The sequence below is a fragment of the Lysinibacillus fusiformis genome, from assembly GCF_003049525.1.
Classification (GTDB): Bacteria; Bacillota; Bacilli; order Bacillales_A; family Planococcaceae; genus Lysinibacillus; species Lysinibacillus fusiformis.
Window position 1 is genome coordinate 156252 of the sequence record NZ_PYWL01000005.1, and the last position, 16362, is coordinate 172613.

20 protein-coding genes are annotated in these 16362 nt (G+C 37.4%); 7 read left to right on the forward strand and 13 right to left on the reverse strand.

All coding sequences use genetic code 11. The annotated features are described in order from the left end of the window. Positions 1-26: 26 nt before the first annotated feature. The 4 genes from abc-f to C9J29_RS13860 form a co-directional block, all read right to left on the reverse strand. Entirely contained in the window at positions 27-1655 is a 1629-nt protein-coding gene (abc-f, locus tag C9J29_RS13845; protein WP_107922360.1) for a ribosomal protection-like ABC-F family protein, read from the reverse strand. 361 nt (positions 1656-2016) lie between these two features. Continuing rightward, positions 2017-2379 (reverse strand): hypothetical protein, encoded by a 363-nt coding sequence (locus C9J29_RS13850; protein ID WP_090002083.1) that lies wholly within the window; start codon positions 2377-2379, stop codon positions 2017-2019. A 204-nt stretch (positions 2380-2583) separates the two neighbouring features. Next, the gene (locus C9J29_RS13855; RefSeq protein WP_090002084.1) at positions 2584-3096 is read right to left on the reverse strand and encodes a DNA-deoxyinosine glycosylase; all 513 of its coding nucleotides are present in this window, start codon (positions 3094-3096) and stop codon (positions 2584-2586) included. A gap of 20 nt (positions 3097-3116) precedes the next feature. Next, the gene (locus tag C9J29_RS13860) at positions 3117-3911 is read right to left on the reverse strand and encodes a DUF2268 domain-containing putative Zn-dependent protease (RefSeq protein ID WP_090002086.1); all 795 of its coding nucleotides are present in this window, start codon (positions 3909-3911) and stop codon (positions 3117-3119) included. A 105-nt stretch (positions 3912-4016) separates the two neighbouring features. Here C9J29_RS13860 and C9J29_RS13865 point away from each other — a divergent pair, with 105 nt between their 5' ends. Further along, complete coding sequence (locus C9J29_RS13865) at positions 4017-4268, forward strand: hypothetical protein (RefSeq protein ID WP_008175336.1); 252 nt, start codon at positions 4017-4019, stop codon at positions 4266-4268. Between the two features lie 58 nt (positions 4269-4326). Here C9J29_RS13865 and C9J29_RS13870 read toward each other — a convergent pair whose 3' ends face one another. Then, positions 4327-5064 carry a polysaccharide deacetylase family protein gene (locus C9J29_RS13870; RefSeq protein ID WP_025113634.1) on the reverse strand — a complete coding sequence of 246 codons (738 nt, stop codon included), beginning with the start codon at positions 5062-5064 and terminating at the stop codon, positions 4327-4329. 259 nt (positions 5065-5323) lie between these two features. Between C9J29_RS13870 and C9J29_RS24965 the strand changes: the two genes are divergently transcribed. The 4 genes from C9J29_RS24965 to C9J29_RS13885 all read left to right on the forward strand — a co-directional run bounded on the left by C9J29_RS24965 (position 5324) and on the right by C9J29_RS13885 (position 7348). Then, positions 5324-5446, forward strand: a complete 123-nt coding sequence (locus tag C9J29_RS24965; protein ID WP_255250388.1) for a hypothetical protein — start codon at positions 5324-5326, stop codon at positions 5444-5446. Between the two features lie 150 nt (positions 5447-5596). After that, positions 5597-5899, forward strand: a complete 303-nt coding sequence (locus C9J29_RS13875) for a YunC family protein (protein ID WP_008175342.1) — start codon at positions 5597-5599, stop codon at positions 5897-5899. A gap of 124 nt (positions 5900-6023) precedes the next feature. Further along, entirely contained in the window at positions 6024-6650 is a 627-nt protein-coding gene (locus C9J29_RS13880; RefSeq protein ID WP_043989941.1) for a DUF2238 domain-containing protein, read from the forward strand. A gap of 53 nt (positions 6651-6703) precedes the next feature. Beyond that, positions 6704-7348: an SIMPL domain-containing protein gene (locus C9J29_RS13885; protein WP_008175347.1), complete on the forward strand. Its 645-nt coding sequence runs from the start codon at positions 6704-6706 to the stop codon at positions 7346-7348. Between the two features lie 93 nt (positions 7349-7441). On the opposite strand, the gene C9J29_RS13890 is transcribed toward C9J29_RS13885, so the two are convergent. Next, positions 7442-8365, reverse strand: a complete 924-nt coding sequence (locus tag C9J29_RS13890; protein ID WP_089985841.1) for a DMT family transporter — start codon at positions 8363-8365, stop codon at positions 7442-7444. A gap of 118 nt (positions 8366-8483) precedes the next feature. On the opposite strand from C9J29_RS13890, the gene C9J29_RS13895 reads away from it, so the two are divergent. Continuing rightward, entirely contained in the window at positions 8484-9824 is a 1341-nt protein-coding gene (locus C9J29_RS13895) for an aminotransferase-like domain-containing protein (RefSeq protein ID WP_107922326.1), read from the forward strand. A gap of 71 nt (positions 9825-9895) precedes the next feature. Beyond that, complete coding sequence (locus C9J29_RS13900) at positions 9896-10138, forward strand: hypothetical protein (protein WP_008175353.1); 243 nt, start codon at positions 9896-9898, stop codon at positions 10136-10138. 50 nt (positions 10139-10188) lie between these two features. On the opposite strand, the gene C9J29_RS13905 is transcribed toward C9J29_RS13900, so the two are convergent. The 7 genes from C9J29_RS13905 to C9J29_RS13935 all read right to left on the reverse strand — a co-directional run bounded on the left by C9J29_RS13905 (position 10189) and on the right by C9J29_RS13935 (position 16270). Then, positions 10189-10347: a DUF1540 domain-containing protein gene (locus tag C9J29_RS13905; RefSeq protein ID WP_004231699.1), complete on the reverse strand. Its 159-nt coding sequence runs from the start codon at positions 10345-10347 to the stop codon at positions 10189-10191. Between the two features lie 131 nt (positions 10348-10478). Further along, complete coding sequence (locus C9J29_RS13910; RefSeq protein WP_008175364.1) at positions 10479-11738, reverse strand: erythromycin esterase family protein; 1260 nt, start codon at positions 11736-11738, stop codon at positions 10479-10481. A gap of 18 nt (positions 11739-11756) precedes the next feature. Next, positions 11757-12494 (reverse strand): ABC transporter permease, encoded by a 738-nt coding sequence (locus C9J29_RS13915; protein ID WP_008175366.1) that lies wholly within the window; start codon positions 12492-12494, stop codon positions 11757-11759. Next, complete coding sequence (locus C9J29_RS13920; RefSeq protein ID WP_107922327.1) at positions 12495-13205, reverse strand: ABC transporter permease; 711 nt, start codon at positions 13203-13205, stop codon at positions 12495-12497. Beyond that, positions 13202-14113 (reverse strand): ABC transporter ATP-binding protein, encoded by a 912-nt coding sequence (locus C9J29_RS13925; RefSeq protein WP_008175369.1) that lies wholly within the window; start codon positions 14111-14113, stop codon positions 13202-13204. The genes C9J29_RS13920 and C9J29_RS13925 overlap by 4 nt, the downstream gene beginning before the upstream one ends. A 109-nt stretch (positions 14114-14222) precedes the next feature. Beyond that, complete coding sequence (locus C9J29_RS13930) at positions 14223-15605, reverse strand: sensor histidine kinase (RefSeq protein ID WP_008175370.1); 1383 nt, start codon at positions 15603-15605, stop codon at positions 14223-14225. Next, positions 15602-16270: a response regulator transcription factor gene (locus C9J29_RS13935; protein WP_008175372.1), complete on the reverse strand. Its 669-nt coding sequence runs from the start codon at positions 16268-16270 to the stop codon at positions 15602-15604. The genes C9J29_RS13930 and C9J29_RS13935 overlap by 4 nt, the downstream gene beginning before the upstream one ends. Positions 16271-16362 lie beyond the last annotated feature (92 nt).

Genomic DNA, 16362 nt, shown 5'->3' on the forward strand with positions numbered 1-16362 from the left:
CTAGTAAAAACCAACTTAAACGTTTGTTATTTTAGCTCGTTAATTCGCTTCGTCAGCTCATTAAATTTTTCATCCAGCTTGGCGTAATCCTTATCCTTAGCTGTGAGAAAGCTTAGTTTACCTAATATTTCTTGCCGTTCCGTTTCTAGCTTTAAACGCAGTGTCATTACATCCTCGTCCTGCTTAACCTCTTTTCTCCATTTTTTCTCTATCTGTTGACCATGAACCTCCCAGACACTATTCGTTACCTTATCCAGAAAGTAGCGATCGTGTGAGACGACAAGTAATGTTCCATTGTATTGGGCAAGCGTTTGCTCTAACTGCTCACGAGAAGGCAGGTCAAGGTGATTCGTTGGCTCATCTAAAATAAGAACGTTCTTGTCTGCTACTATATATGCCATCAGTTTACATTTTACCCGCTCACCCATGCTCATCTCCCCAATCGAAGATGTCCAATGTGTAGAAGTAAAGCCTAGATTTTTCATGAGATTACGAACTTTTCCTCGCTCTTCAAACGTTTCTTGATAAAAATACTGCTCTGGTGTCTGATCAAGCGGTAGGTCAAAAACTTCCTGTGTTAAATAACCAATGTTAGCTGCCGGAGATACCCATACCTCGCCCTCAGCCTTTAATTGACCTAAGATGACTTTTAAAAAACTTGTTTTTCCACTACCATTTGTTCCCGTGACGGCAATTTTATCTCCAAATTGCGCAGTGATGTTCACATCCTTAAACAACAATCTGTCGTCGAAGAGTAAGGAGACATTTTTGGTCTCTAAAAAACGTTTACCGACACGTTGGTTGGTTCCTAAAGAAAAGCGTATTTCTGATTCAGGCTTCACAGCTTCGACCTTGGCCTTCTCAAGCTCTGCTTCTAATCGCTTTTTCTTAGATTTCACCTGGGAATCAAGACGCTTTGCTTTCACACGGTGATATTCCTTAAAACCTTCTAGCTTGGTAGACTGAGCATGACCCTTTTGAGACCATGCTGTTAGTTCCTGCATCTGAGCCTCAATACGCTCAATATTTTTTTGCTGCTTGTCGTATGCACGTTGTTGTGTTAATCTTCGATGCTCTCTTTCAGCCATATAGTTTGAATAATTGCCGTTATGTTCAATAAGTCTCTTGTCCTCAATCGACCAGATTTTGGTCGCTACGCTATCTAAAAAGTAACGATCATGTGAGACAACAATAATCGTTCCCTTATAGTTTTGTACTTGTTTAATCAAAAATGTGGTACTCTGTTCGTCCAAATGATTGGTTGGTTCATCCAGCATCAGAATTTGAGCACCCTGCGAAAAACCTTCTGCCAGGCGCATTTTCAGTTTTTCCCCACCACTTAATGCTGCAAATGGCACATTGGGCACCTTCCATTTAGATAGCAAATCTGCCTCTCTAGTCGTTATTTCCATCCTATTAAAATGAGCTAGTTCCTGCTCTACAATTGCCATTTTCACAGTTTGTAGCCCTTTTATTTCTCCTGCTGTGGGTACTAGCATTCCGCGTATGAATTGAAGCAATGTGGATTTTCCAGCACCATTTCTACCAATAATGCCGATTACCTCACCTTGCTTTACGGTAGCAGTCACATGTTCAAATAAGAATGTATCCTTTATTTCATAGCTAATATCCTGTAATTTTAAAAGTTCCTTCATAACATCCATCCTCTCCAGTTGGAGGAATCAAAAAAATCCCTCCAAGTATTTTGGAAGGATTAGTCATCTCTACATATACACAAAATTAACTGTTGAAACAGCTATATTTGTTACTCCATTACTTATTTTAGACATAGTAAAATAAGCTTGCGGAATAGCGTTATATTGGCCTATTAAGACCAATACAAGCGTTAAATATGGAAAATGGGCAGACTAATCCTATTTTTATGGTTCGTGAAATATAAATTTCATCTGTAAAAAAATAAGATTAGTTATTCATTAGCCACCCATCGTCCCTTCATCTTTTATTACCGTCATTGTAACACCATTTTTTTGAAAATGAAACTTTCTGTGTGTGATATTATCTGAAACATTCAAATGAACGAATTTGATTTCTCGTTATCGTACGGAAATACCAGCCATACCGACTACTCCAACGAAAGCCTGCAATGAATTCTCTTCCTATAACCGTTGGGAAAAACCAAAAGCTTCTACCTGTATTCAACCAAATAAAGGTGTTTCTAAATAAACAGGAGCGAATACCACTTGATCCTTCTCGCCGTGCAGGCACTGGTGGCGAAAAGCCTGGTGGTGCACTCATTGGCATTTGTCCTGCTGGAGGCGGACCAAAATTAGGTGGAACAAATGGCGGTGTTTCAAAATTATCATTGCCACCCCAACCAGGTCTTCTAAAATTATCTTCTCTAAATGGATTATTATACACACAAGCCCTCCTTTTACATAATTCAATATATGTAATCGGGCATTTAACCGTTGAGCCATTGCCTACCTAGGTGAAGATAATAACAGATTATTTTCCCTCATGCTATAACCTCTGGCAGCACATCTTAGTAAAGTATAGTTATGCATCTCATCGTAAGAGTATGGCTCATATTATGTACAAAACAATGGTGGAATGACCGGCAAACTATTGAGATAAATATGACTGCATAATTCGCCAATCCTCTACTTTTTCGTCAAAGGATTTAATATTTTTCCCTGGTATTGGACTCGTTGACGGCATTTTTTTATAGGCTCGTCCAGCTAAAAGCTCTAATCCAATATGCTTTTTAAAAACATCGAATGCCTTCGCCCCATTAAAGAGTACTAACTCGATGTTCGGGTAGCTTTCAAAAAGGGTTTGAAAATCATTTGGCTTTTCATTACGAATGGCCGCATCTAGGCTCCCTTTTCTCTCACATGCTTCAATTGTGTCCCAAAGACCGATTGCATTCTTTCTTAATAAAGCCATTCTCTCACTATAATCGTCAGGAACTTCAATCTGTAATAGCTCGCCAATGATGGGCCAAAAGTGATTGCGTGGATTACCATAGTACTGCTGTTTTTCTAATGACTGTTTTCCCGGCATGGAGCCAACAATTAGCACCTTTGTGGATGAATCTACAACGGGTAATAATACATTTTTTACTTCACTAGACACAACAATCACTCTCCTTTTCTCTATTGTAGCGGAAAATCAGATCCGGCAAGTATATCTTGGCTTGGTATTAATAAAGGAAGCTGGGATGAATGATTCCTCACATACGATCGAACAATTTCATAGCCTATACAATAGCCTATCCACGGTGGAAGCTCTCCACCATATAAAAATGGTCGATGCTTTTCCAATCCCTGAAGTTGTAGGTTTGGCAAAAACTGAGATCTCCATAGTTTTATAACCTTCTCGAATGTATAGTTAGTTAACCATGGTGCTAGCCATTTATCTCCGTAAAGTTCTTTCACTGCACATTCTGCTAACCCCTCTAATATAAGAGAATCCAATAAAGTTGTTTCAGCTAAAGACTTTTTAAGATAGTGTAAACGGCAAACATGGTTATATTCATGGGCGAGTAATGCTTGAAGCTCCTGTTTTTCTACTTCTCCCACAAATAAAAAAAGCGAATGAGGATACGCCACACCATTTTTGTTAGTGATATTTTGTTGTCGGGTAATTGGAAATAAATAAATAGGTATAGTTGGACCATCCCACTTCTGCTGTAAGTACATAAACTCCTGCTCCACACAGCCCCACACATTCCTCTGTTTCAGTCTCTCTAGATGAATCTCTTCCTCTGGTAAAAAAAGACCCTGCTGCTGTAATTCGAAGTGTATTTCCTCTGTATATCCCTCTTGAAATAGTTTGACCAAACGATCACATAGAATCGAACACTGCAAGCTATATAGCTCACCACTGCTCTTAGATTTTCTGGCTAATTCATACTCCTCAAGCCATTTATCTGTAGACTCAACTGCCATGTCATCACCTCTTGATAGTATATGTGATGAATAGACAATCGGCTAAAGATAAATGCATTAATTAGCATATATTAGCTTGTAATGAAGTAGAAAGGAGGGATATTTGTGAATCCAACTGATGCTTACAATATTTGTTGTAAATATCACGGTAAACGAGTTAGAATTTCGGATACATCTGGTAGAGTACATGTTGGGGAAATCACGAGGGTAGACAGAAGACAGGTATGGATTCTACCTGATAGAAGATATGGTGGTTATGGTCTTGGCTTTTGGGGATTTGGTGGAGGCGGATTTGGCGTTGGCATTGCACTAGGAACTGTTCTAGGTATTGCACTTGCTCCAATTATTTTCTTCTAGATTATATTGATGTGAAAAACGAGCCATTTCAAACATTGTTGAGATGGCTCATTTTTCATTATTGAACTTGCTCTTGCTGCTGTTTACTTTCAATCAACTCGGATATTGTAACAAATGTGTAGCCCTGCTTTTTTAATGCCGGTATTATCTCCTCTAATGCTTTAATGGTTTGTGTACGGTTACCACCACCATCATGAAATAATATGACATCACCAGGTTTTGTGCCCTTCATAACTTTTTGTACAATTTTCTTTACGCCGGGCTCTTTCCAATCTTGAGTATCCTGATGCCAAGACCACATCACGACCTTGTAGCCATCCTTAACAGCGGCATTTATCATGGCATCTGTGTAATTTCCACCAACAGGACGGAATAAAACTGGGGAAAAACCAGTAATACCATAAATCGTGTCATTCGTCTGTCGAAGCTCTTCTTGCAATTTATTGATGGAAACTTTAAACGGATGTGTATACGTATGATTCGCTAATTCATGCCCTTCTGTATAAGTACGTAAAACAAGCTCTGGATATTTGTCAGCGTTTTTTCCAATAATAAAAAAAGTAGCTTTGGCATCATATTTGGCTAATAAATCAAGCACCGCCGCTGTGTATTTGGGATGTGGGCCATCATCAAAGGTAAGTGCCACTATTTTATCCTCCGTGTTAATATCCCACACAACTTTTCCTGTCTCCTCATAATACGGACGTCCTTTATTAGCATGAGCTTTGAACCCTACAAAAAATCCCGAGATGATTAAAACGAAAACCGTTAAAACCCATACATATTTACGTGTCATAGCATCACCTCCCAAGTCCACATTCACAGAACTCCGTCAACTTACTATTTGCGAATTACTGTGAATTATACTTGTGAGGGACCGTCTGTTTCCCTGTTTTAATTATTTCAAAAAAATTTATATATTTGAACGAAATGTGAAACATCATTCATATTCCTTTCTTTTCTTCTTTATTCATGTAAAATGAAATCATCACTGATATATAACAAATAATTATATCCAATACATGTTATGTAACACAATAAAGGGGATAATATAAATGTGGATAATTACTGTATTTGAAGAACACACGTATCGGATGTTTGAATATACTTCTAAAAGTGAAGCAATCATTGCATTAAATAAATGTAAACAAACAGCCCTATTATCTTATACAAATTAAATACTAAAAGGAATCTATTCGCCAAGAGTAGATTCCTTTTTATTATTTTGATATTGGACCTTTTTCTTTAGTACCAAGAGTTTTTTATTAGAAATGTCGAACACCTTGATAGTTATCGCCATATGTATATAGAGAAAAGGAGTGATTTCAATGGTGACAATTGAACCTATCATGATTAAGGGGCATTTCTTCACTGCAGTAGTTGTTCAATTACCTAAAACAACACTACTGACCATTTCCAATAATACTGGCTACATTATGTGCGGCGCATTAGATGTAGGTCTTTTAAATAGTCGCTTAGTTGATCGTAAAATTATTGCTGGTCGGGCAGTTGGTGTGAAAACGATTGATGAGTTATTAACGGCTCCGTTAGAATCTGTAACTTATGAAGCCGAACAACTTGGCATTACCGAAGGAATGAGTGGCGTCGAGGCACTTTTAAAAATGATTTAATGTATAAAAAAGCGTCAGTTTTAGAACGAATGACTAGACGCTTTTCCTTTTTTTGAACCCCTACACTGGTTGAATAAGCAAACTCTCTCTTCCCCATACTGTGGGACAAAGGGAGCGTGTTGTCATGAATAATAATAATAAGCATTTTAAAATACATGTAACTTTCCTTGCTATTGCTTTAATCGTTTTTATATGGTCTGTTATTAAACCATCCTCCTACTTAGATTGGCTCGCTGAAGTTAGCCCAGGAATTGTTGCAATAATTATTGTAGTTTGTATTTATCCTAAATTCCGATTCACAACCATTTCATACTTGATCATTACCCTATTATCAATTCTAACATTTATAGGTGGGCATTATACGTATTCAGAGGTGCCACTATTTAATTGGATAAAAGAAGAATTTGATTTGCATCGTAATAATTACGATCGCTTTGGTCATTTTTTAAAAGGATTGCTGACCATTGTTATAAGAGAAATTTTAATTCGAAAAACCCCTCTTACAAAAGGGGCCTGGCTAACAGGTATCTCCATTAGTATTTTGCTTGCGATTGCTGCATTTTATGAAATCATTGAATGGTTAAGCACAAGAATCTCGAAGGGCAGTAAAGGGGCCAAAGACTTTTTAGGGATGCAGGGAGATCGTTGGGACGCTCAATGGGACATGTCTTTAGCGTTGCTAGGTTCCATTATTACCTTGCTTTTATTGACAAAGCTCCATGATAAATATTTAAAGAGATTAAACAAATAAAACCATTTTTTGCATACTATGATGAATAAAAATCTTATGAAAGGTGGTAGTGTATGTACTATGCTCAGCTCCATCATCAGGCATCCATTCCCCTACGTGTTATAACTGTAACGGGCAATGGGCAGGTAAAGGCGAAGCCAAGCTCCATGCAACTACAAATAGAAGTTCAAACACAAGGCCAAAATGTACAAGAGCCACAGCAGAAGAATGCGGTTACTATGAAACAAGTCATTCAATCCATTACAGCCCTTGGAATTCCAAACGAACAAATTCAAACAGCCGCCTATACAATTACCCCACTTTATCATTTTGAAGACGGCCAACAAATTTTCACTGGTTATGAAGTAACGAATGCCATTACCGTCAATGTATCAGATTCTGAACGTGTTGGCTTCATCATTGATACAGCTGTAGAAAACGGGGCAAATCGTATCAGCAACATTCAATTCAAAGTTGACCATGCAGATGCTTACTATCAGCAAGCATTGAGTTTAGCTCTGCATAATGCTCAAGCAAAGGCAAAAACCATTGCAGAAACTATGCATTTACCTTTGCAGCTCCTCCCCACTGAAATTGTAGAAGAACAAGTTAATACACCTATTCTATATCGCTCAATGGCAGTCTCCTCCGATATGACACCTATAGAACAAGGGCAAATCGACATAAATGCCTCTGTCCGTGTGAACTTTCAATATTGAATGATGACTTGAGCCTTCAGCGAAACAACAGCGGAAGGCTTTCTTACTGTGAATTCCATACCCGTTCTATTACAACTTATCAATAATAAAAGGCTATATTTCTTCATTTTTTTCTACCCTCTTCATGCCGAAATAATTTGTTCCTATAACACCCATAACGATCATTACTCCCCCGATTAAATGGTACGTCTGGAAGGTTTCGTGTAAAAATAAAACACCCGCAAATATAGTAATAAGCGTAGCCAAATTACTAAAAACACTCATTTTAGAGGCCTCTAATATAGATAGAGCATAATTTGATAAATAAGACGTGCCGAGCGAGGATAACAGGCCTAAATATAAAATGGCGATAATAAAATCAACATGTAGAAATGGCTGAAAAAAATCATGGATAGTGCCCTTCAACATATGATCTCCAACAGCTATCCCATTAAAAATGACAAATCCACATAATGTCATGACATATGTTAATGTCAGTAAAGAATATTGCTTTGTAAGCCTTCTTGCAAAGACGTTATAAATAGATGCCGCAATTGCTGAAAGTAAAATAAATCCACTGCCAATAACATTTCCAGAAGTTGCATTTGCCCCGTTCATCATTAGCATATACATCACACCAAGTACAGAAAAAGAAATGGCAACAAACTGTCCACGAGTTGCTTTTTCCTTTAACAATAAACCTGCTAGTGCTAATGTAAAAATAGGAATCGTTGCTTGAATAATTCCCGCCTCTGATGAGGAAATTCTAGCAAGTCCAAGCACTTGAAACGTGAAAAAAGCTATGGGATACAATATGGCTAAAGGTAAAATTTTTAATAGATCCTGTTTTTTTATTGTTAGCTTATTTTTCGTGAATACTAGTAAAATAACAATGCCGATGAAAGCAACGGTAAAACGATGAGCTAATGTATCCACAGGGCTCGCCACTGTTAATGTAACTTTCACAAATAGGAATGAAAGCCCAATGATCAATGCATACGAAATCGCTGCTATATAGGCTTTTCTTTTTTTGGACATACGATAATGCTCCTTCTCCATCAATTCCGGCCGGTATGGTTATCGTATAAAAAAGAGCACCATTTGACGATATGAAAAAAACACATCTGTACCGATACAGATGCGTTGGAGGTTATATATGCTTAAATATGAATGGATTTATTCACAGCTTATGACTCAAATACAGGCAGGCACTCTTCCATCAGGTGCAAAGCTACCTTCAATCCGCCAGTTATCACAGCAATACTCCTGCAGTAAAAGTACTATTTTAACTTCTTTAAAAAAACTTGAGGAGCAGCATCTTATCTATGCATTACCGAAAAGCGGTTACTATGTTGTTGACCATCAAGTACCCTTTCAGCCACAGGTTCAAGACCATATAGATTTCGCTACCTCCTCACCTAGCTGGCATGCTTTCCCGTACCAAGATTTTCAACATTGCATCAACAAGGCAATCGATACATACCAAGCAGACCTATTTAGATACGGGACACCGAAAGGCTTACCATCTCTCATAATAGAAGCCAAAAAATTATTAACTAATTATCAAGTGTTCACAAAAGAGGAAAATATATTTATCACCTCTGGTGTCCAACAATCTCTGTCTTTGCTAAGTATTATGCCATTCCCAAATGGTCGCTCAACCATTTTAGTAGAGCAGCCTAGTTATCATTTGTATATGGATTATTTGAAAACCTATGGAAATCCCGCTATCGGCATTAAAAGAACAACAGATGGTATTGATTTAGATGAATTAGAGCGCATTTTTTGTCATCACGACATTAAGTTTTTTTACACGATGCCTCGCTTGCACAATCCTCTAGGGACTTCATATAGCAAGCAGGAAAAAGATAGGATCCGTAAACTTGCCTATCAATATCAAGTATACATTGTTGAAGATGATTATTTAGCGGATTTCGAGCAAAATTCGAAAATAGATCCCATTGTTACAGATGATACACAGCAGTATGTCATCTATTTAAAAAGTTTTTCTAAAATCATGTTTCCTGGTTTACGTATTGGGCTAGCCGTTTTACCAGACAACTTCATCCAGACATTTCAGCAATATAAAAATACCACTGATATTGATAGCTCGATGATTTCCCAGGCAGCTTTAGAACTATACCTAAAAAGTGGCATGTTTGAACGTTATCAAAAGAAGGTCAGCGAGTCTTATGCCATACGAGCTAACATACTTCAACAATCGGTAACAACCCATTTGGCAAAGTATAAGGCTTCTAAGGAAATCTGTATGCATAGCCACATTATTTTACCAAGACAGGTTAATACCGATAAACTGATCCAGCATTTGAAACAGAGCCATATACTTTTAGATTCGATTAACCGCAATTATTTAGAGGAATTTTATCATGAACGAATATTGAAATTAAATGTATCCAATGTGGAAGAGTCGAAAATTGATATGGGTATAAAGGAAATTTCCTTATCTCTTAACGATCCTAACAATTACTTTTATTAAAAGTCATTCATGAAACCTTCTTGTTCTTCATATATTTAGACATCATAAATTGGTTCAATAAGGAGGATTCCATGCACTCTGAGAAATTGCGACTAAGGAAAATTCAGCGTCTTGCATATGAAATTATGGATGAGATGCACAAAGAAAAAGACCGCACGGAAATGCATAAATTAATCCCGATCATTGATAACTTGTCGCGGGCAATTGGAGATTTAACAGATTCGGTGGGTAAGTACTCATTGGATTATGTAGAGGAAAAAGTAAAAACTGCACATGAACTTTTATTTAATAAAGAAAAGGTCGATGCTTATTAATAAAGACAGGGAAAAAGGGTAACCATATAAGTGGCTACCCCTTTTTTTCATTAATGCGTTTCAGGTTCGAATGTTTTACAGTCAGTTTCCTCACTGTTGGAAGCATGTTGTCCCTTCTGGCTGACAACATAAATTTTTTCTGCTGTGCATTTGTTTCCAGAATCCCAAAATGTGCAGTTATTGACTTCACATAGAATTTCTTGTGCCATCGTTTCACACCTCCTCTTTGTTAGCTTTAACAAATTAGAGGTAAACAATACGTTAGTAAGTAAAGTCAGCCCTCGGTTCACACATGAGTGCCGCGTATCCTCTATACTCCATGCCAAATTACTATATTTGACTAATCCGTTACTTTTGTTGGCGTTGCTTCCTGTACAATTATCAGACCGTCATATGCATCTGCAGGTGTCATTTTAATGGTATAAAGCATTTTTGTAAGCTTATACCAAGGACGAAAATCATCGCCTATATTGCCCATTCTTTGCTCCTTTGTAAGGATATTTGATAGCTCTTCTGATTGACTAGCATTTTCAAAATCCACATAAAAGATGTTGTCATGGATATCACTAAAAGCATCCACTAGAGCGTTATGATGTTCTATCGTATACTCCTTACGTTCACCAGACCCATTCGGTGCTTGGAATGTATTTGTCACAAAATCCGTGCCAATGGCAAAGTATTGATCTTTATAGTGCTCATTTAAATATTGTCCCATCGACTTATAACCTGCCATTGTAGCAGACGTTTTATCTATATGGCCATTATGACCAGACATCAATACTTTATCATGGCCCTTCGTCGCTTCGAGATCAACAATCCATTGTAAATTTTTAGCTAAGTATTCATCACGTAAATTCATGTAATTACCATCGTTTAAAAACAATTGCGTACGTTGCTTTAAAATTTGTGCATATTGCGCCGCAAAAGAGAAGGCATCCTTTGATGACTTTTTCTCATAGGCTTCCTTGTTTGATTGTAAATCTTTGATGATGGCATCGATTGTTTTATCAAGCTCTACTAACTGGCTATTCGATAAATCTCTCATTGTTTTGTTGGACACATGTTCTAGCTGAGCCGTATACTGCTTAGCCGTTTCTGCATCGACATCCGCATAATAATCAAGTAAGCCCTTTTTGCTATCATCATATCGTTGCATATCATTACCATAAAAATAAATTTTATCTTCCTCCTTGGCTGTTAAGTTATAGTCATGCATCCATTGGACAAAGTCCACCATTTGTTCAGTTTGATAAATGCCGTAATCCAGTGCTTTAATAGCATCTTGCGCCGTGCCAACACTATTGACAATAAATTGATTTATTTGTTGGGCTCCTCCAAAATCCCCCTCTAAAACAAAGACTCGAACATTTTCATTCTTCATCATTGCTTCAAATAGATCCTTTTTTAAGGCTTGGAATTCCACATTTCCGTGTGTTGCCTCTCCAAATCCAATAATTTTTACATCATCAGGTATAGTAATATCTTTTATTTCACTACTATATTGTGAGATATCTTTGACAGCCGCCCCCTGTCCACAGCCAGCTAAAACTGCTAGTAGTATACATGTAGTTAATATTCTCAAACTTCGTTTCATTTTCATGTCAATTCTCCCTTAAGGTTAAATGGCTTTTCGTTGGAAGTAGTAATACCCACCAAGGAAAAATAGGATGAAGCCACCACCGACAACTGTTAACAATTGCTCCCATGGTACAAAAAATACATCGTCTGTGCTGCCACCAATATACATCATCGAAAAGGGCTGTGCCCAAGGATAGTAAGGTCCAATACGTTCAGAATTAATAGCAAAAATAGAGGGTAATGTAAATACCACATTGACTGCAAAAGGAGCGGCAAAACTTTTAAACATAATCGACATCCATAATTGAAGGGCTACTAAAGGCAATGTCGCTACCCATCCTCCCACAATACTTTTCCACACAATCTCCATTGGAAAAGGATCCGTATAGCCCTTGATCATCCCAACTGTAAAAACTGAACATAAATACAATATCTGCATCGCCATAACAAGCAGTACAATTAACACATATTTAGCGACAAATACTTTCCCCCTCGTTACAGGTAATGCTAATAGCTGCTTCCAGCCACCAGATTGATGTTCATACCTACAGATGAGACTAGCAAAGACCCCCGTAATAAGTGGTAAAAATAATAAAGCATATGTTAAATTCATGGAGAACAAAGCAATATACCATTCATTGATTGGTACTCCTGACATATTATCCTCTAAATTGGCTGATAATCCGATAAATAGGCCAATAATGGGTCCTGCTAAAATGATTGGTACCATCTTTGATTTACGTAACTTAAACCATTCAGCTCGCAGTATAGCCGTCATTTACTTCACGTCCCTTCTTGCAAAATCAATCATGCCAACCATATAGAGGAAAATACCTATTCCTACTCCTAACATGACATTGATGATCGGCTCATCCCATTGATTCATCAACGACGGCCATTTCCATATCATCCAATCTGGTAAAACATAGGAAGAATAGGCAAAAATCACTCCGAAAATACCTACAGTAATAGGAATCCCTTGATTACGGCAAACACTTGCAATCCACAGCTGGAGAGCTAGAATTGGCAATGCTGCTAGAGCTGGGAAGTAACTATACTTGGCGAGCTCTAAGTAAGGTATCGGTTCACCTAAGCTTAAAAATAGTCCGTAACTCAGTGTGAAAAGCATCAACAGTGTTGAAGACAAAAATAACAGAATCGCCAATACTGTAAATTTAGATAAATAGACGGATAATTTAGAAACAGGTAAGGCGATGAGCTGTTTCCACGCATTTGTCTCGTTTTCAATACTCGCCATGAATGATGTTAGGATAGCAATACCTAGTACAATGGCTAGCGGTGTAAAGGAATGAATGTTTTGTAAAAAATAACCCCAATCATCCTCGCTCTGCTGTAAAAGATAGTCTTTCCTCACACCGTAATTGACCATTTGCAGAGCAACTACACCAACGGGACCTAAAAGTGTTAAAAACCATAAACCTTTGCGTTTAATTTTAAAAAAATCAGCAGTTAATAATTTACCCATCATAGCACTAGCTCTCCCGCCGTCATTTGCAGGAAAATATCCTCCAATGAGCGTTTCTCTTCCTCTACTCGAAATACCGAAATGCCCTCCTGAACAAGTACCTGAACAATATGGGCTACTTTTTCGTCAGAGCATTCCTCTAAGAAAATGACACCATCCTGATAGTCTGCCTTAATGCCATTTGCTAAAAGAGAACGCCATCCTTTTTCGCTATTGCTAACTTTAAATATAACCTTTGGTTGTGCAAATTTACGCATTTCCTCAATGGAATCTTGAAAAATCAATGTTCCCTTAGAAACAATGCCTACCTGTGTAGCCATTTGATCGATTTCTGATAATAAATGGCTGGAAATAATAATGGTCATGCCGTATTCCTTCGGTAGTCTTTTAATTAAATTGCGAATTTCAATAATACCTGAAGGATCGAGACCATTCGTTGGCTCATCTAAAATGAGTAACTCTGGGTTGTGCAATAAAGCAGCCGCAATCCCAAGACGTTGTTTCATTCCTAGTGAAAAGCCCTTTACTTTCTTGTTAGCAACTTCCTTCAAACGGACAATTTGCAGAACTTCATCGATTCTAGTTTTTGGCACACCTAGTATTTTTCGTAGTGCCTCCAAGTTCTCATAGGCTGTCAAATGTGGATAATAAGATGGATTTTCAACTAATGAGCCTACGTTCGCTAAAATTTGTGTACGGTCCTTCGCAATGTCCTTTTGAAAAATTTTAATTGTCCCTGAGGATGGTTTCATTAGACCAAGAAGCATGCGAATCGTTGTTGTTTTCCCCGCTCCATTAGGTCCTAAAAATCCGTAAATTTCTCCTTTGCGTATTTGCAAATTTATATTTGATACAGCTTGTTCTTTTCCAAAGTATTTTGATAAATTTTGTGTTTGTACGATATATTCCAATATCCTCACCTCATTAACTATCATAAGAATGGAAGTTTAAAAACAGGTAAGGGCTAAGTTTAAATTTTGTTTAAAAATGCATTTTTTCCATAAAAAAATCTGCGAGCTTTTACTGATCAAGCTTCGCAGATGGATTTGCATGTTTTATTATAATTTTTGTACCCGATGGATCTGAACAAATATCCCACTCTAAATGCATGCCCTTTACCATAACATCTACAATGGATAGGCCAATCCCTGCACCTTTTGCATTCGATTCATTTTTCATACCATTTCCATGATCCTCAATAATAAATGCCGTATAACTCGCTGTCGACTCTGTTTTCACACCTATATATTTCCCGCTATTGGCGTGTCGCAGTACATTTTGGAAGAGATTATCTAATATACGCCCTAACCAAATGGGGTCTACACACCATTCATGATGTTCAAATGCTTGTAGCTCAATATCTATGGTAAATCCCTCACGCTCAAAAACTGGGTACCATGTCGTCAGGTGCTCTCGAACAAAACGAATAGCATTGATTTCTTTCGGTTCAAATTTATATTTACTTGCCATGAGCAATGTGTAGGACATTAGATTTTCAATTAAAGCATCAATATTCACGATAGATGTTTCCATCGCCCGTAACGCCTGCTTACCTTCCTCTGACAATGTTTCTTTGCTAATGGAGTAAGATTGAGCTCTTACCTTTGTTAAAGGTGTCCGCAAATCATGTGAAAGATTTGCAATTAGCTCTCGTCTTAGTTGCTCTTCTTTTTGCTGACGCTGTTTGCTTTCTCTCAGCTCACAAACCATTCTGTTGAAACTATGCTCCAGTTGCCCAATTTCGTCCTTTTTTTTCACATGGATTTCAATAGGTAAACCATCTACATCCCGTATTTCCATGGCATCTTGAAGATGTAAAAGTCTCTTTCGGATTCCTTTGAAAAATAACAATGATACGACAATGAAAAATAGAATAATCGCAATCACACCAAAAAATAAGAGGTTACCGTAGTTTTCATAAATATTGATAAGTGGTGGATTAAATACGTTTCTTGGAACTTCTAACACAATAAAGCCATTGGAAACATCATCACCTAAGAAAGCAATAACAGTAAATGGGTCTCCTCCATATCGCTGTTTTATAAATTTAGTAGTAAATGCAGGTGTCCACTTTGCTGGAAGCTCCTCCTGCACATTTACCGTAGTCAATAATGTCCCGTATTCACTTACCCAGAACATAGAAGCCGTGGGTAATTGCTCTTGCCACTTTTGAAAAAGTTGGGTAATGGCATCATTTGATACATTGTTTATATTTTTAGACTGAGCGTGCCATTGCTCCTCAATTTCACTTTCCAAAAGGACCTTACTAGAAAACTCGCCTACCCCTGTCTTCGTAATTCCTAATACAAACATAGCTGTCCCCATATAAGAAATTTGAACAATCGATAAGGCTAATATAATGATCAACATATATTTAGCTAGTAGCGATCGGAAGAATTTCATAGTTTCACCCTATACCCAATCCCTCGAATCGTTTCGATAATCATTGGCTTTGCGGGATTTATTTCTATCTTTTCTCTTAAATATCGAATATGTACCATCAATGTTTTATCACCTTCGATATAGCTTTCACCCCAAACGCCCTCATAGAGTTGCTCTTTCGTTAAAATTTGATTGAGGTGGCGAATAAAATACTGTAAAAGATAAAACTGTTTACCCGTCAAGAGAATTTCTTCTTCAGTCAATGTATTAATAATTCTCATATCTTTTGTATACATTTTAAGATGCTGTAGTTCTAGCACATCATCATTTTTTTGGTATCTTCTCAGTAATACTTCAAGCCTTGCTCCTAATTCATCTGGATGGAAAGGCTTTGTTAAATAATCATCTGCGAAATTCAAGCCTTCTATTTTATCTTCGACTGCCGTTCTCGCCGATAGCATTAAAATCGGCAGTTCTTTATTTTCCCGTTTAATTCTTTTACCGATGGAAAATCCGTCTAACCCAGGTAACATCACATCCAGTATGGCAATATCATTTAAGGCAATATGTTGCTCAATACCATCTCCAGACTCTAGCCATGTTACTTCATAGCCCCTTTCAGTTAACTCTTTACTAACCCAATGTCCTATTTCCTTTTCATCCTCTATGTATAATATACGAATCAATGTTTCACCCTCCTTTGTCTATTTGAAAGATATACTAAAATACCATATTTTGCATTATACATTTATCTTAAAATGAAGTACAAGATAAATTC

Bases quoted from the DNA above. Each gene is read 5' to 3' on its own strand.
- C9J29_RS13870 (WP_025113634.1), bottom strand. From the start codon at position 5,064: ATGACACGTAAATATGTATGGGTTTTAACGGTTTTCGTTTTAATCATC.
- C9J29_RS13890 (WP_089985841.1), bottom strand. From the start codon at position 8,365: ATGTCCAAAAAAAGAAAAGCCTATATAGCAGCGATTTCGTATGCATTG.
- C9J29_RS13920 (WP_107922327.1), bottom strand. From the start codon at position 13,205: ATGATGGGTAAATTATTAACTGCTGATTTTTTTAAAATTAAACGCAAA.
- C9J29_RS13900 (WP_008175353.1), top strand. From the start codon at position 9,896: ATGCACTCTGAGAAATTGCGACTAAGGAAAATTCAGCGTCTTGCATAT.
- C9J29_RS13875 (WP_008175342.1), top strand. From the start codon at position 5,597: ATGGTGACAATTGAACCTATCATGATTAAGGGGCATTTCTTCACTGCA.
- C9J29_RS13885 (WP_008175347.1), top strand. From the start codon at position 6,704: ATGTACTATGCTCAGCTCCATCATCAGGCATCCATTCCCCTACGTGTT.
- C9J29_RS13930 (WP_008175370.1), bottom strand. From the start codon at position 15,605: ATGAAATTCTTCCGATCGCTACTAGCTAAATATATGTTGATCATTATA.
- C9J29_RS13860 (WP_090002086.1), bottom strand. From the start codon at position 3,911: ATGGCAGTTGAGTCTACAGATAAATGGCTTGAGGAGTATGAATTAGCC.
- C9J29_RS13880 (WP_043989941.1), top strand. From the start codon at position 6,024: ATGAATAATAATAATAAGCATTTTAAAATACATGTAACTTTCCTTGCT.
- C9J29_RS13910 (WP_008175364.1), bottom strand. From the start codon at position 11,738: ATGAAAATGAAACGAAGTTTGAGAATATTAACTACATGTATACTACTA.
- C9J29_RS24965 (WP_255250388.1), top strand. From the start codon at position 5,324: ATGTGGATAATTACTGTATTTGAAGAACACACGTATCGGATGTTTGAA.
- abc-f (WP_107922360.1), bottom strand. From the start codon at position 1,655: ATGAAGGAACTTTTAAAATTACAGGATATTAGCTATGAAATAAAGGAT.
- C9J29_RS13915 (WP_008175366.1), bottom strand. From the start codon at position 12,494: ATGACGGCTATACTGCGAGCTGAATGGTTTAAGTTACGTAAATCAAAG.
- C9J29_RS13905 (WP_004231699.1), bottom strand. From the start codon at position 10,347: ATGGCACAAGAAATTCTATGTGAAGTCAATAACTGCACATTTTGGGAT.
- C9J29_RS13895 (WP_107922326.1), top strand. From the start codon at position 8,484: ATGCTTAAATATGAATGGATTTATTCACAGCTTATGACTCAAATACAG.